Below are 15,131 nucleotides of genomic sequence, written 5' to 3' on the forward strand. Positions count from 1 at the left end.
ATTTAGCCATGACACACCTAGTTAGTGATTTGATGACGCCAGACCCATTCGCCATAAGTGCGCAAAATACCCTGCATGACGCGCATAATCTAATGAAAGAGAAGAATGTTCGCCATATTCCGGTGATCAATGAGCACGGTGGCTTAGTTGGCATGTTAACGCAAAAAATCATGATTGCTCAGGTAATGAATATCATGGCTAATTACAGCGCCAGCGCCCTTGAACGCAAAGAAAAGCAAACTAAAGTAGTTGATATTATGGCTACCGATTTTACTAGTATCTCGCCAGAGCAACCGCTTCACGAAGTTGCTAAGTTTTTTGTTGAAAACCGTCATGGCTGCATGCCTGTGGTTGATAAAGAAAACAACCTAGTGGGAATTCTAACTTCATCTGATTTTGTTCGTTTAGCAGCTGCATTGCTTTCTTAAGTCGTAAGTTTGTATCTGCACACTGAATTTTTTACAGAAGGTGTGCAGAGTTTTCATACTCATACCTCCCCACAAACACTCCACCTTAAAAGGAAATTAAATTAGCCGTTAAAATTCAATGACTTACAAACATTCCATTTTAGGCACAGCGCTTGCTTCTACCTAATCAAGCGCGCTTTTAAACTAAAAGCGAAAGGAATTTTATAGATAATCTCGGAGGAGTAATGAGTAATTCATCATCAAAAATCGCAGAATTTACAGCACCCGGTGTTAAAGACCAAGCTGCAGCTGACACGATTGCTATTCTAGACCAGCGCATGGTCGCTTTAATCGATTTACACCTCACTTTAAAACACATTCATTGGAATGTTGTTGGCCCTAATTTTATTGGTGTACACGAAATGTTAGACCCGCAAGTAAGCGCAGTGCAAGAGATGACTGACACGATTGCAGAGCGTATTGCAACTATGGGCGGCGTACCTGTTGGCACACCACAATCAATTGTAGAACGCCGTACTTGGCAAGATTATTCAATTGGTAAAGGCTTAGTTACTGACCATCTAACAGCGCTTGATAAAGTGTATAACGGAGTCAATAAAGACCACCGTGCAGCTATCGATAAGCTTGGTGAGCTAGACCCAGTTTCTGAAGATATGATCACCGGCCAACTGGCTGATTTAGAACAATTTCAATGGTTTGTTCGTGCACATATCGAATCGTCTACCGGCGAATTGAAAGGTTAAACCCCCTAGGTCTATCCGAAGACCCCTTGCCCAGCAATTGCTGGGCTTTTTTATGCTTTGTTACAACCAACCTTTATGTTTAAAGAACAAGTATGGTGCAAAGCCAGACAGCAACATAATGCCAATTGCAAACGGGTAACCCCATGCCCATTGCAGTTCAGGCATGCTATTAAAATTCATTCCATAAATACTGGCGACGACGGTCGGCGGTAAAAACACCACAGAGGCAATTGAGAAAGTTTTGATAATTTGGTTTTGTTCGATGTTAATAAAACCCTGAGTCGAGTCCATTAAGAAATTAACCTTATCAAACAAAAATGTACAGTGAGACATGAGGGTATCAATATCAAGCACAATTTCACGTAGTGATTCTCGATCTTCTGTAGGCGCTCCTAGGTGGCGCAGTAAAAACGAGATATTCCGGCGAGTATCCATCAAACATAAACGCACCTTACCGTTATTATCTTCAAGGCGAGAAATTCGGCTAACAGCTTCTTCTAAATCAGAATCATCTTCTTCAAGTACGTAGGCACTGAGTTTTTCTAATTGGTGATGCATGTCTTCAAGCATATCAGCGTGGTTTTCGACTTTTTGGTCAAATAAAGTCACCAAAAGTTGCTTTGGATTATCACACGCTACTTGCCCTTTACGAGCACGCAGTCGTAATAGACGAAAATCGGCTAGTTCATCATCGCGGATTGTCAGCAAGCAGTTGTCTTGTAGCAAACAAGCCACGGTTACCGTATTAAAGCGCCCTTCATTTGGTGACATGAAAAGCGCATGCACATGCAAACCTTCATGGTCAATAAAACAACGGGAAGAGGCTTCGATTTCTTCAACATCATCAGCACCAGGTAGTGTGATATTAAGCGTGCTTGCCAGCGCTTGTCGTTCTTCTTCGGTTGGATTTATGGTATCAATCCAGTGGGCATTTTTTATGGCGGTTGCAAGAGGCGTATCTGCAGCTGGCTCAGTTTCTGTGATCACACCTTGGTCTATAGAAAAAAATCGTAACATGCGCCCTACCCTGAATAATCAATGTAAAGCAAATACTATAGCTGTTCACGTTAATGAACAATGACCATCGATGTAGAAGAAACAAAAAAGCCCCAAACGGGGGCTTTAAGCATATTCAAAAAACTAATTATGATCCAAGCTGTTGCATTGGTTCTATTTCTTCTTTATTTGTACTGATAAAGCCTTCGATATTATCAACTTGATCATGACTAAAGCCTAACTGCGCTTTTACTGCAACCGTGCCATCTCGTTTTTCAATTAAAATAAACTCATTCACACCGAGTGTTCTAGAAAAAACGGTATGCACTTGTTTTCTATTAATATCTACAACTTTTACTTTTGTACTCGTTTTGTAGAACGCAAGAGGGCCTGAAGGTGTATTAATCCAATCAATTGCCCAATAATAATGACTGTTGTTCTTGAATCCATCTTTTCTATATAACGATTCTTTGAAAGAAACATTGTCACACTCATTGTATAAACCTTTACTACGGCAGTTTGAGTGCTCTGCAACTTTTTTACCCGAGATACTCACATCTAAAGGAACAATTGTGCTGTCGTTAATGTTTAACAGAATATAATCATCTACTTTATTAAAGCCTAGTGTATTTCCTAAACTCTTAGTTGACTCAAATAACCCTGTTAAAGGGTTATTGCTTTTAGTTTTATCTTTTTCTAGCAAAATAAAATTTGTTGATGCAACATCACCATTTTGGTGTTTCGCGATGTGGTAACCATCTAATATTGAAATAGATTTTACGTTATTAGAACCGATCACGTAGCGAAAAGCAGAGCCCGCTCGCCCTACAATAAAGCCATCGGATGTTGGTGTAACAGACGTACCTGTAAATGACTTACCTGTCACCGTTTTCACTTTAAATGAATCATTATCTTTAGTAACAGTTGCAAGTTTAACAGCACCTTCACTTGAGCCTGCTTTACTGTATTTTAGAGTAAACGTGCCATCAAAGTTCTCAATTGCATACGTAAATTGGCCTGTTAGACGATCAGCACCTAAGTTAGCCACTTCCCCTTCGTAATCATGAAACATTGAACCATTTATCAATATTCCATCTTTTTCACGCATAAATGTTGCTGGCCCACCAGTTTGGTCAACGATTTCTTTCTGAGTTAATAATTCACTTTCAGAAATAACAACTTCCGGCTTCTCAACCTTTTGCTGCTGATGTTGCTGGGCTTGCGGGATTACACTCGTTAAAGTTGAGCCCTTCAATTTATTAATAAAAGCTTGCTGCATTTCTTTTTGCATTGCTAGCTCTTCAGGCGTTGCAGGCGTTGTGCCACAACCAGATAAAACAGAGACGCTAATTGCTAGCAAAGAAGGGTAAAGTACTTTTTTATACATCAAAAAATTCCATATTTTTATTTTTAAAAGTGCTTAGTCAATCTGAACGGTTAAAAGTACCCAAACAGAAAACATAACCACTTGATTGAAAAGGAATTATTGATTCACTGTTGCAAAATTGCAACAGGTACAACCACTTAAACTGAATAAGCGTTTAAAAAGTCAGCAAAACATCTAGAATTTACATTAAATTACCTGTTAAAGATCCAAGCTTATGAAATAAAAGGCTTTTATTTTTTCAATAAATTGATTTATTAAAGAGTAGGGGGTAGTGAGCTAGGCTGAGCTTTAAGCTAATTATTAGAACGAGTTAAAAATGTGACAATCATACGTTGTTTATTTCGCTTTTTTGAAACGCACCAAAAGCATACCTATCAAGATGATGCCAAGGCCTATTAAGCAAGGTACAAAAGCACTTTGCAAGGCAACATCAAACGCTAAAAGTCGGGGTAACCGGTTTGCCAAAGCGTCCATTCATAACCGAGCTTTGATGCAATATGTTCACCGCCGCTACTAAGTACGATGATTGCATCATTGTTATCTGGGTTGATGCGAAGTGTGCTATTTATTGCTGGCTCATTCGCGCCATCATGGCCAAACACAAAATCTCCCGATGCTGTTGGTGCATAAAGCATGGTACCTAGCCCCCAAATTGGTGCGCCTAAGCTAATTGCCAAAGGCGCTCGCATGGTACTGATCATTTGCGGGCTTAACTGCCCTGTTTGAGGTGATGTTAATGCTTGCACTAAAGCGATTAAGTCATGGCTACTTGCCAGTAAGCCTGTTGCCGCTGCCGATGCGTATTGAAAATGCCCCGCAGCTTGACCGCTTTTATCATAAGCAGGTGCGATGTTGTCTAACTCAGTGAGTACATCGTAACTAGCATCAGTCATATTGACTGGCTTAAAGACGTTATCAGCCATCCAAGTTGCAAAGCGTTGATTCGTTTTTTCTTCGACCAGCAGCTCCAGCATCAAATAGCCGCCCCCAGAATATTGAAAATCGCCCACAGGCTTGGTGACTTTAATTTCACGCACACCCGTTGATGATAGCGGCTTGTTTAGCGACGCAAGCACGCTTGGTACGGTTTCATTTAGCTCAATATCAGCAAAGCCTAAACCATCACCAAGCCCCGCAGTATGAGATAACAGATGAGCAAGGCTAACGGTTTGATTATCAAACTCTGATTCAGGTAACTGCCAACCCGTCAGTTGCTCATTAATCGCGTGATCTAAACGAATTTGTTGTTGCTCTGCCAGAGTCATCATGCCATAGGCGGTAATAAATTTACTGAGCGATGCCACGGGGAACAAAGTATTTGCGGTTATTTCATCTTTGCTTTTTGAGTAATCTTGAAAAACCACTTGGCCATTTTCAATCAAAACATAAGCAATGTTTGCGTGATTGTTGGCAATCAGCGCCTGACTATTAGCAATAAATTGCTCAGTATTGCCCGTTTCGGCAATGGGTTTTAAAAACCAACCACTGACACCACCATACACACAGGTAGCAGCCCAAACAAATGACAAAAATAGCGTTAACAGAATCGTTTTAAACCAGCTCATACCCTATTCCTTGTGTTACAAAGCGTTGTTAAATCACTTCGATTTGCTCAGGCTTTTTGATAAAGAACACCATTAAAATTAATAATGCTGCTGGGAATAAAAACACATTCAAGTAAGCAAAAATCACCGTTAGCTGTAAGATGCACATTAGCAACAATAGGATAGAAAACACCGTTAGCAACGATGACATTCCATGGCGCTTTGTTAGTAATAACGCGGCTGTGATCAAACCCACTAAGGCATACAAGCCTAAACTTCCAGCCGAGACCACCATGGCAATAATTGAAATACTTTCTACTACATCATTCGATGCTTTATCACCAGCTACGGCAAGATAAACATCACATAACACAGTGGCATGAAAAGCTAATACCAGCACCGCAAGCACACATAACAGTATGCGTACACCTTCAACATCGAACATATCTTTTAGTGCTTTGCGTAAACTCAGGTACACGTAAATTTCAAGTGCACCGATGAGCACGAACACAAGGTCTGAAAAGTTTAAGCTTTGTAAATCAAGCTTAAGCGCCTCTCCTAAGCCATCGAGTGTTTCGCCAAATACTGAAATCCAGTACATGGGAAAAATCACAGCGAGTAATCCTGCTGCTATGCCGGGTAGTAAATAGTCACGGTTGAGCATATGCCCTCCAAAATCCTGTTGCGTTGTAAAGTTATTCGCTATCGCGTTCGTACACCAAAATATCGCCGGGTTGGCAATTAAGCTCTTCACAAATAGCTTCAAGGGTACTAAAGCGGATCGCTTTCACTTTTCCGTTTTTTAGTAATGATAAATTGGTCATAGAAATATCAATGCGCTGAGATAGCTCTTTCAGCTGCATTTTGTTCTTTGCCAATTCTATATCTAGGTTGATTCGTATTTTCATAGTCTAAAAAGTACACAGTGGATTTATGATTGTCAAACTTTATTTTACGATTATCATAAAATAAAGAATGAAAAACATAATAACTCAGTAAGTAATTAAACCCATATTTTGACCATTTCAGGCATAAAAAAAGCCAGTAAATACTGGCTTTTCGCTCTATTTATAAGTTAGACATTGGCTTGGTAAGCAGGGATAGCTATCGCCGCTACAATACCCAATAAAAATATGCCACCAATGATCAACACGCCCCAAAATGACCATTGTTTTTGTACTCGTTGAAAATGCTCAACGCTATCCCAACGTTTATTTTGCCATGCCATTTCTCGGCCTTTAAAACCCAGATAAATCGACACAATAAAACCAACATAAGGCACTAAGGCCAATAAGCCAATCCAAGTGCTGTTGCCAATTGCCCAAATCCAACTTAGCAAGAAAGCGCCCCAACTAAAGCCTTTAATGCCCTCGGGTAAATCGTCTACCTTCCCCTGCCCTGAGTTATTTTCAGATGCCATCTGAAGGCTTGCTTCAGGTGGTGTGTAATTGTCTGCCATGAGTTTTTCCTTATTATTAATTAAACAGAAACCCTAACTTATAGTACTGGGTGTATTTTAAGCAAGCTAAAGATAAGTACCTAAAGCAGATAATTGTTACCTGATGTGTTTTGTAACATTTATCTCGTTTCCTTTTCACTTTAAATCACCTAGTCTGGGCACATAACTGCAAGGAGAGAACAATGAAAGACTTACAAAAGTTAGTGGGTAATTTAAATAAATCAGGATTGATTTAAACCAAGCTATTTCTAAACACTACTTAGACACGCTCGCTAATCAATTATGCATTCCTAGTGAACTGGTAATGAGCATTCACAGAGAGCTTGCCGACTACCAATAAAAATGGGGCGTCTTCGCCCCATTTTTATTGGTAAACAGTGATTATTAATGCGGCTTTTTAGTGCCGTAACGTACCATATCTTTACCGTTTTCATACACTTCACTAGTCACGTAACGGCCAAGTAAAAGTTGATGTTTATCATCAAGTACCGCAATAAATGGGCGGCCATCACTATTATTGGTTGCAAGGGCAACACCGGTTACATTCTCTAGCCCTAAACCGCCAGTTTCAACTAGGCGTAAAAATGTTTCTAACTCGTCTAATGTTTCAATTACATCGTTATCGTTAATCATCTCAAATACTCAGTGATTGCTAATGGGCGTAGCATAGCAGGATTAAAAACAGGGTGCGAATAACAGCCCTTAAAGTAGCTTACTTTTGGACTAAAAATTGACACAACGCTATTCAATTGATGATACTTTCGCTATCGATAGAGGCTGTGAAGTTTAATGAGTAACCATTTAACGCTCGAATTAATGACCCCAAAGGGCAATCTTGCCGATAGCATACAAGCTATTTGGTATGCCACCGCGCACTCTCAAGGAGAGCAATGGCTTGCCTGCGATGGTGCCACAGGGCTTGTGTTTCCTGTTGCTGGTGAAGTTTTACTTGATGACAAGCCGCTTGCTGCCCCTTATGCAGTGCAAGAAACATCGATTCAGGCATCTAAAGTCACATTTTCACACGATGCACAGTTTTGTGGTATTCGTTTTAACCCAACCGTATTGTCTGAACTAAAGCGAAACGCTCACCCACTCCTTGCAGAGCAGTCCCTATGTGAAATTGCACTAGGTCTGCAAAATAATGCCAGCTTAGCCGCGTTTGTTACGCTTATTAGCCGCCACTTTACTGATAATAAAAACATTAACCACAGCAACAGGCACTCAAAACACCTAATCCGTAACCTTATAGAGTTAACGCCACTCGAAACTGCCTACCAACTTGCCCCACTCAGTCAACGCCAGCTCGAAAGGCAAGTTAAGGATCAATGCGGCGTCACCCCTAAGTATTTTGAGCGTATCTACCGAGTAAAACTTGCTAAACAAGCAATTAAAGACAACCCTGAAATAAGCTTTGCAGATATTGCACTTGAATGTGGCTTTACCGATCAGCCTCATTTAATCAAAGAATTCAAAGCAATAATGCACATCACCCCAGCAAAATACCGCAAGTTATTAAAAGACTCTCAAACTAAACAAACAAAGCTTATTTTTCGTTAGTCATCCTCAAAACGCAGAATATCACCAGGCTGACAACCTAAGTGCTTACAAATTGCATCTAAGGTCGTAAAGCGCACAGCCTTAGCTCGTCCAGCTCTAAGAACTGATAAGTTTTGTGGCGTAATACCTATCGCTTCAGCTAATTCTGCAGACTTCATTTTTCGCTTAGCTAACACTACATCTAAATCAATAATAATCGCCATTAAATCACTAACTCTTGCTCTTTTTGTAGCTGCTGCGCTTGACCCATGATCCAACCAATAACATAAATAATTAATCCCATCACTAAGCCTATAATATCAGTATCTTGTATAGCCACGACCCTTCCGATATCTGATCCTGTTGCCAAGTTAAGAAGAGTTATAAGTAGTGACGGGTAGCACACAACTAGTGCAAATTGCGCCAATAATACGCCACCTAACCATTTAAAACATTGTATATTTTCAATAGCGAAGAAGGATCCACGTCGGTAAAGCAAAAATAACCGAATCAAAATTATGTTGATCAGAATAAACGGTAGCAATTGCACAAGACCAAGCCATAAAACACTATCAAAACCATGCTCATTTAATGTTTGTGCAACTCCTTGCCAAGAGCCGCTGACTTCAAGACCAATCCACATATGCGCACCATTACTTTGTGTAAAACTTAAAACATTACTGTCACTGAAAAGCACAATAATGCTTGTTACTAACAAGCTAATAAGCGTAAAAAATAGCAGGCTTAGGATAAACGAACTCATCCAAACAATTTTTTTCATGACGATTTACTCAGTGTTATTTGTTTTAGAAGTTGCTCATAATGAGTCGCTAACTGCTTACCTGTTAACGCATTAGAATGGTGCTTCCCTTTTGCAATGTAAATCTGCTTTTGCTGAGATTTTGCATGTTGATATAGTGACTTAGCTAACTCAGGTGGAGTTTGAGTGTCTTTTTCACCGGTAATTATTAATAGCGGTGCTTGATAAACTTGTAACGCTTTTAAATTATCGACTTGTTTAATCTCTTCACTAAACTCAACACTAACAAACGGTTTAGCAAACCACGGAATTCGTGCTGCTGTCATCTGTTCAACATTTGTCACACTCCCTTCGAGTACCAGAGCATCAACGTTACGCTGACTGGCAAGATAACCGGCAATCATACTTCCTAAAGAATGACCATGGATCACCACAGGCAAAGTATTTAGGTCTGATCTGCCTTTTACATAATCAAATACCTGTAATGCATCAGCTTGCAGATTAGCTACGCTAGGTACTCCAGAACTAAGCCCATAACCACGATGATCCATCATTAAAATATTAACTTGAAAAGGTAAAAGTAGCTTGGCAGGTTCCCCACCTGCGGCACTAACGCGAAACTGGTTACCACCGAAGTAAATTACCGTAGCACGAGCATCTGCAACTTTAATAAGGGTACCCTTAAGTCTAGTACCCTCATCGGTGTTTAAAGTTATCTCCTGCGTTTTGGCGGTGGCATCAACACTTTGTATTTCCTGCATCGTTATTTTTTTATCCGGATATAAAAAGTGAGATTCCTCAACTTTAATTGTCGTACAACCAGTTAATAACAGCACAATCAGCGAAACCACTGCAATAGAACCAAATTTCATTTTCACGATCCTTCTAGTAAAAAAACTACTATGGCACTAGATAAGTTAAAAAACAAACTAAAATTACCGAAAAACGATAATTAATTATTCAATATCGAACATTAAAAGCCCTTCATTTGAGAAATAACTTTGATCAAAAGCGCTATCTCCTTTAATTCATTATTTTTCAAATTCTGTGTTGAGCGATTTTATTTGCGCTCGGCATTTATCCATAGGATAGTTAACGCAAGCCTACTAAACGTGCTGTAACTAAATAGGATAATCATGAAAAAAGTTTTACTTGCCACCGGCTTAATCGCCTCGTCATTTACTGCATTTGCAGCCAATTTAACCGTTGAAGAACTGCGTATTGAAAAAGCCAGCAAAGCCATGCCAAAGGTGTTGAGTGCTTTTTCTGATGAAGTGAACCAATTTGAAAAACAGTGGCAAGCGGCTGCTAGTTATCAGCAAGCAAGTGACCTTATTGATGATTACGCTAAACAATTATGGCGCGATGCCAAAGCGCGTATAATTAAAACCAACAGCTTCGACGACCGAGAGCTATATTGGGCGCGTTTACTTTCAAGCAAAATTATTCGTACCAGCAAACCCCAGTTTGCAATTACCGACAGCGAACAAACCGCGTTATTAACAATGCTCGAAAATGGCAGCCGTGGACGCACCGACCTTGATTACAGTAAAAAAACCGACAAACGCATTTTAATTACAGGTTTTGATCCCTTCTTATTAGATAGAAATATTAATCAAAGTAACCCATCCGGTGTTGCAGCATTATTACTTGATGGCCAAGTAATTAATTACAATGGCATTAGCGCCGAGATCAATACGGTGATGGTGCCAGTACGCTACGAAGACTTTGACCAAGGTATTATCGAATCATTACTTGCGCCATATTATGCACTTAACAATGTCGATATGATTGCCACTATCAGTATGGGCAGCAAAGACTTTGACCTTGAACGCTTTCCGGGTAAACGCCGCAGTGTAACGGCGCCCGATAACGCCAATATTGTGTATGGCGGCACAGCCACTGCACCGAAAATTTCGAGCCTTAACGACCGCCCTCTTCCGGGCAATGAGTTTGTAACGTTCAGCTTACCAGTTAAGCAAATGCAACAAGCCAAAGGGCCATTCCCAATCAACGACAATCATAAAGTCGTTACGCTTGAAAAAGCATTTGAGCCAAAATCACTTAAAGAATTAGAAGGTGCGATTGCAGTAAAAGGCGGTGGCGGCGGCTACTTATCAAATGAAATTTCGTATCGTAGTATTCGCCTACGTGATGAGCTTAATTCAGACATCCCTACAGGGCATATTCACACCCCACGTATTCAACAATTTGAGCCAGAAACAGAAGCAAAAATTGTTAAGCAAATTAAAGCAATGCTTGAGCAGAGCTTGGTTGCAATTTAAAGCGTTAAGCTCAGCTATAAAGCAATAGCTGAGCTTCACCCTGCAACACAGCAATTGCGGCCTTGCTTTTTCGCTTTATAAAGCGCGTCATCTGCTATTTTAAACAAGCTATCTGAATCAAACGCCTCATTAGCAGCTTTACTGGCAACACCTATCGATAAGGTAACATAGCTTAAGTCTGCACTACCTTGGTGAGTAATGTGAGCTGATTCAACGGCGTTTCGTAGCGTTTCAGCCACTTTGAGTGCCTCCTGCTTATCTGTATTGCTGAGCACAATTACAAATTCTTCGCCGCCATACCGAGCAACAAAGTGACTGTCTAGATTGGTATTATCTTTAAGAAGATTGGCAACTTCACAAAGCGCTTTGTCACCTTGATCATGTCCATAATAGTCATTGTAGAGTTTAAAATGATCGATATCGGCGACAATCATTGAGATAGGCTGCGATGCTAAATCAGTATCGCTGGAAAGCATTGCAAAATGTTTATCCAATGCCCGACGATTGGCAAGCGTCGTCATTGAATCGGTATTACTAATATGCTTTAACTTCTGGTGGCGCTCTAGTATTTCTGCGCGTTGATTTTCAATCAAAGTAAATAACTCATTCATATCTCGCCCGAGCTGGTGCAATTCGTTATTGCCAAAATACTCATCCCGAGCACTAAAATTGTTATTACTAATTGCTGAATTCACTAATGTATAAAGCTTTCTGAGTGGCCTTAAAACTTGTTCATTTATATATAAATAAAACAAAATAAATACAGAACCAGAGATCAATAAACCGGTAATTAAGGAGCTATCAAACAAACTTCGGTCATAAGTACGCTCACGGGATGCAATAGATAGCACAAACAGTAAGTTTCCTGCTTGGTCATTGACTCCTAAGTAAAGGTGCTGATTATGCTGGCTCGCCTCCATAGCACTCCCCTTTTCACCAAACAATCTAGTTAAGTGCTCTTTATATTTATCCGCATCCTCTGTGCCATAAAAGCTAATATCATTAGCTAACCCTGGCGTTAGATTTTCGATAAAGCCTTCATCAATAAAGCTCCAAAGCAGTAAAGTACCAACAAATTCGCCTGTGCCATCAGACCTAGTTACATTGTAAGCAACCGTCACGGCTGGCGTTTTATCTATGGTAATAAACCGGACTTTATGAATTAACTCAGATTGGCTAGTGGTTATATCGTCAGATAAGATTATTAGGTTGTTTTTTATCAACAAATTGGGGCTTTCTAAAACCGTTGGTGAGTAAGGCCGATAATCACTATTAAAACTGCCACCGCCAATTATATTTGCCTGCGTATCATATAAATACCAACCATTTACGTCTAACCGCTGTAGTGCGTCAGCGATAACATAATCACTATTAAACCACTGAGTATCACGTTGCTGTGCAGCTTCATACATGGTATCCCAAGCTGAACTATCGAAGACCATTTTTGACAACGCATCAAGCTCTTGCTGAAGCTGTGACTCCACGCGCTGAATATCAATACGATCATTTTGCTTTGTCATCGCTTCAAATGTTGGCAATATCCAAAAATGCCTGATGATTGTTTGTGCCAACAAAATAGCAAAGCACGCAGCAGTAAAAGCAAGTAATAAGCGTTTTTTAAGCCTCGCACCAATCACCATAAAATACCAAATCCAATAGAATCAAAAATACATTAGTACTAAAAAGTATAACCTTGTTTGGTCAGTTTGCTTGCTAGGCTTTAATTTTTCAGCAAATTTGAAACCTTATCCATACTAAAGTTCAACGGTGAAAAATTGTAAAATTTCTCATTACATCTAAACTTTTAGTATTGAATTTTGTTGAGCTACTGTATGAAAGGTATCGTCTTTGCTGAGTTTTTAGAAATGGTCGAAAAAACTCTTTTAATTTTATTTTGATGGGCTGCCAAATGCCAAAAATGGATGGATAGTTTGATAATTGAAAAACGACACACACAATCGGCAGAGTTTCATCGTTTTAACGGCCATGTGTTTGTTGTTGCTCCGTACAGCTGGAAAGCTTGTATCCCGCTTTATTGCTTAACTAAGCCCTAAATAACAGAGCCTAGAAACAACAAAGCCACCTTAAGTTGGTGGCTTTGTGCTTTATATCTGATTCACAGTAAATTAATACAGTTCAAATAGTGGACGACCATTTTCGTCGTACTTCACTTCCATAACACGAGCGTGGCGGTTTGGATCGTAAAGCGGATCTTTTACAATCTCTTCAAGTGGACGAGTGTCTGTTTTTGGCACTACACTTGGCTCACCTACAGCGTGCTCATAGTCACGAGCATGGTAAATACACAGTGGTGTTTCACCATCTTCAGCCACTGTAAAACAGTTATGACCTGGTCCGAAAATGTTCTTTTCAACACTTGTTTCAAGCACAGGCATACGTGTTTTAGTCCACGAATTACGATCAAGTAAATCGCTGTTTTCATCGGCTTCCATATAGCCCATACAGTAACATGCACCTGTTGCGCTTGCAGAGAAAGCAATGAAGATTTTACCGTTATTTTTAAGTACTGCCGGGCCTTCGTTTACCCAAAAGTCGACACGTTCCCAATCGTAATCTGGTGTAGTCAGCATAAACTGCGCTGTTTTTAACTTAATTGGAGATTCCATCTCAGCTAAATACAGGTTTGATGCTGCAAATTGACCGCCGGTTTTCTCTGCCCAGCAGAAGTAACGCTTACCGTTATTTTCAAAAATGGTGGCATCTAAAGAAAAATCAGTGAACGACTTTTCGTCGCCCTCAGCCGCTTGCATCATGCCAAGCTCAACCCACTCATCATTTAGCGGATCTTGGCCTTTACACTCAAGCACATACGGACGTAATGCCCAAATATCATCTTCTTCACTGGCAGCAAAGTAGATATACCATTTGCCATCGAGGTAATGAATTTCAGGTGCCCAGATATGACGGCTCATCGGGCCGCTGTCATGTTTAAACCAAATATCAAAGGTTTCAGCGTCTTTTAAGCCCTCTAATGTCGCAGACTTACGAAGTTCAATGCGGTCATAAGTTGGTACAGAACCTGTAAAATAATAAAAACCATCGCTGTGCTTATGCACAAATGGATCGGCGCGCTGCTCTACTAACGGACTATTTGTTTGTAATGTCATCTTGAAACCTGATCGTTAAATTTTAATTTGTATTATTTTATTACTTTTAAATAAGAACACAAATATAACATCATTTTTAACAGACAGTGAAAAGAAATGTAAGGATAAGCTATAAGCTGCCCAAGTTTTATTGGCGAAAGTTAAGGAATAGCATTAAAAGAAATAGGTTTAACATGGAGCAGCAAGCTTAAGGTTTCTGAATTAAAGTTTAAACCTCTAACTTGCTTGAATATAAAGGGGCTCCCCATCCACTTTGATTAACCTAACCCAAAGCCTCCTTATGTAGGCTTATTTGTAAGGCATTATCATAAGTTTTTACCTATCATCACTTGTGCATTATTAACTTCACGGCTCGTTTCAGAAAGCCCTACCTTTGTGGCACCACCCACTAGCCAAATTTGGCCTTTTAACGTAACGGCTCCTAAACCGTGACGAGGTGTTTGCCATTCGAAAGTTTTTCGCCATTGCTGCTTGGTTAAATCATAACTAAAAACCTCACGGTCAACTCCTTGGCTATGTTCACCACCAAAGACAGTGATAGCATTATCAATAACCGCTGCGGCATGCCCTGCTCGTGCTTTAGGGAGTGCTGCATGTGCTTGCCAAGTGTCTTTTTCGGGTAGGTATTCGAGCATGTCAGTGATAGGCTCGCCGCCAACGGTTCTGCCACCTAACACAAACCAACGGCCGTTTACTTGTGCACTTGCCGCACTGTTTCTAGCCGAAGGTAAGGGTGCAGCTTCTGTAAATGTGAAGTTGTTAGGATCAAAAACTAAATGCGCTCGAACAACGATTACTATTCCTAAATGACACTTTATTGATATATTATAACAAAACATTCAGCAATTTTGTTTAATCTAAT

General features: G+C 40.0%; 17 protein-coding genes. 4 read left to right on the plus strand and 13 right to left on the minus strand.

Features of this window, described 5'->3' with window-relative positions:
- Window positions 1–8 precede the first annotated feature (8 nt).
- Window positions 9–428, plus strand: a complete 420-nt coding sequence (locus HUS62_RS03925; RefSeq protein ID WP_175078603.1) for an HPP family protein — start codon at window positions 9–11, stop codon at window positions 426–428.
- A 224-nt stretch (window positions 429–652) separates the two neighbouring features.
- Complete coding sequence (dps, locus tag HUS62_RS03930; protein ID WP_054551887.1) at window positions 653–1,171, plus strand: DNA starvation/stationary phase protection protein Dps; 519 nt, start codon at window positions 653–655, stop codon at window positions 1,169–1,171.
- Between the two features lie 60 nt (window positions 1,172–1,231).
- Here dps and corA read toward each other — a convergent pair whose 3' ends face one another.
- The 7 genes from corA to HUS62_RS03965 form a co-directional block, all read right to left on the minus strand.
- Window positions 1,232–2,188 carry a magnesium/cobalt transporter CorA gene (gene corA / locus HUS62_RS03935; protein WP_054560713.1) on the minus strand — a complete coding sequence of 319 codons (957 nt, stop codon included), beginning with the start codon at window positions 2,186–2,188 and terminating at the stop codon, window positions 1,232–1,234.
- A 127-nt stretch (window positions 2,189–2,315) separates the two neighbouring features.
- A complete protein-coding gene (locus HUS62_RS03940) occupies window positions 2,316–3,554 on the minus strand; it encodes a hypothetical protein (RefSeq protein WP_175078604.1) in 1,239 nt (412 codons plus the stop codon).
- Between the two features lie 437 nt (window positions 3,555–3,991).
- Window positions 3,992–5,119: a serine hydrolase gene (locus HUS62_RS03945; protein ID WP_220094956.1), complete on the minus strand. Its 1,128-nt coding sequence runs from the start codon at window positions 5,117–5,119 to the stop codon at window positions 3,992–3,994.
- A gap of 28 nt (window positions 5,120–5,147) precedes the next feature.
- Window positions 5,148–5,762: a hypothetical protein gene (locus HUS62_RS03950; RefSeq protein WP_062565021.1), complete on the minus strand. Its 615-nt coding sequence runs from the start codon at window positions 5,760–5,762 to the stop codon at window positions 5,148–5,150.
- Window positions 5,763–5,793: 31 nt separating this feature from the next.
- A complete protein-coding gene (locus tag HUS62_RS03955) occupies window positions 5,794–6,006 on the minus strand; it encodes a helix-turn-helix transcriptional regulator (RefSeq protein ID WP_054560716.1) in 213 nt (70 codons plus the stop codon).
- 167 nt (window positions 6,007–6,173) lie between these two features.
- Window positions 6,174–6,557, minus strand: coding sequence for a hypothetical protein (locus HUS62_RS03960; protein WP_055021296.1), 384 nt, complete (start codon window positions 6,555–6,557; stop codon window positions 6,174–6,176).
- A gap of 384 nt (window positions 6,558–6,941) precedes the next feature.
- Window positions 6,942–7,190: a hypothetical protein gene (locus HUS62_RS03965; RefSeq protein WP_054560719.1), complete on the minus strand. Its 249-nt coding sequence runs from the start codon at window positions 7,188–7,190 to the stop codon at window positions 6,942–6,944.
- 156 nt (window positions 7,191–7,346) lie between these two features.
- On the opposite strand from HUS62_RS03965, the gene HUS62_RS03970 reads away from it, so the two are divergent.
- A complete protein-coding gene (locus HUS62_RS03970; protein WP_175078605.1) occupies window positions 7,347–8,117 on the plus strand; it encodes an AraC family transcriptional regulator in 771 nt (256 codons plus the stop codon).
- Here the strand turns inward: HUS62_RS03970 and HUS62_RS03975 are convergent.
- From HUS62_RS03975 to HUS62_RS03985, 3 genes are read right to left on the minus strand one after another with little or no spacing between them, the layout of a single operon-like run.
- Entirely contained in the window at window positions 8,114–8,320 is a 207-nt protein-coding gene (locus HUS62_RS03975) for a helix-turn-helix transcriptional regulator (protein WP_054560721.1), read from the minus strand. The two genes, HUS62_RS03970 and HUS62_RS03975, sit on opposite strands and share 4 nt — an antisense overlap.
- Complete coding sequence (locus HUS62_RS03980; RefSeq protein WP_062565018.1) at window positions 8,320–8,877, minus strand: DUF2975 domain-containing protein; 558 nt, start codon at window positions 8,875–8,877, stop codon at window positions 8,320–8,322. The genes HUS62_RS03975 and HUS62_RS03980 overlap by 1 nt, the downstream gene beginning before the upstream one ends.
- Window positions 8,874–9,728 (minus strand): alpha/beta hydrolase, encoded by an 855-nt coding sequence (locus HUS62_RS03985; protein WP_220094957.1) that lies wholly within the window; start codon window positions 9,726–9,728, stop codon window positions 8,874–8,876. The genes HUS62_RS03980 and HUS62_RS03985 overlap by 4 nt, the downstream gene beginning before the upstream one ends.
- Window positions 9,729–9,992: 264 nt before the next feature.
- On the opposite strand from HUS62_RS03985, the gene HUS62_RS03990 reads away from it, so the two are divergent.
- The gene (locus tag HUS62_RS03990) at window positions 9,993–11,141 is read left to right on the plus strand and encodes a hypothetical protein (protein WP_175078607.1); all 1,149 of its coding nucleotides are present in this window, start codon (window positions 9,993–9,995) and stop codon (window positions 11,139–11,141) included.
- Between the two features lie 35 nt (window positions 11,142–11,176).
- Here HUS62_RS03990 and HUS62_RS03995 read toward each other — a convergent pair whose 3' ends face one another.
- The 3 genes from HUS62_RS03995 to HUS62_RS04005 form a co-directional block, all read right to left on the minus strand.
- Complete coding sequence (locus tag HUS62_RS03995; RefSeq protein WP_175078608.1) at window positions 11,177–12,781, minus strand: diguanylate cyclase; 1,605 nt, start codon at window positions 12,779–12,781, stop codon at window positions 11,177–11,179.
- Window positions 12,782–13,267: 486 nt separating this feature from the next.
- Window positions 13,268–14,269: a family 43 glycosylhydrolase gene (locus HUS62_RS04000; protein ID WP_058585593.1), complete on the minus strand. Its 1,002-nt coding sequence runs from the start codon at window positions 14,267–14,269 to the stop codon at window positions 13,268–13,270.
- Window positions 14,270–14,574: 305 nt separating this feature from the next.
- Window positions 14,575–15,108: a kelch repeat-containing protein gene (locus tag HUS62_RS04005; RefSeq protein ID WP_175078609.1), complete on the minus strand. Its 534-nt coding sequence runs from the start codon at window positions 15,106–15,108 to the stop codon at window positions 14,575–14,577.
- Window positions 15,109–15,131 lie beyond the last annotated feature (23 nt).

Source organism: Pseudoalteromonas sp. 0303 (assembly GCF_013349995.1).
Classification (GTDB): Bacteria; Pseudomonadota; Gammaproteobacteria; order Enterobacterales; family Alteromonadaceae; genus Pseudoalteromonas.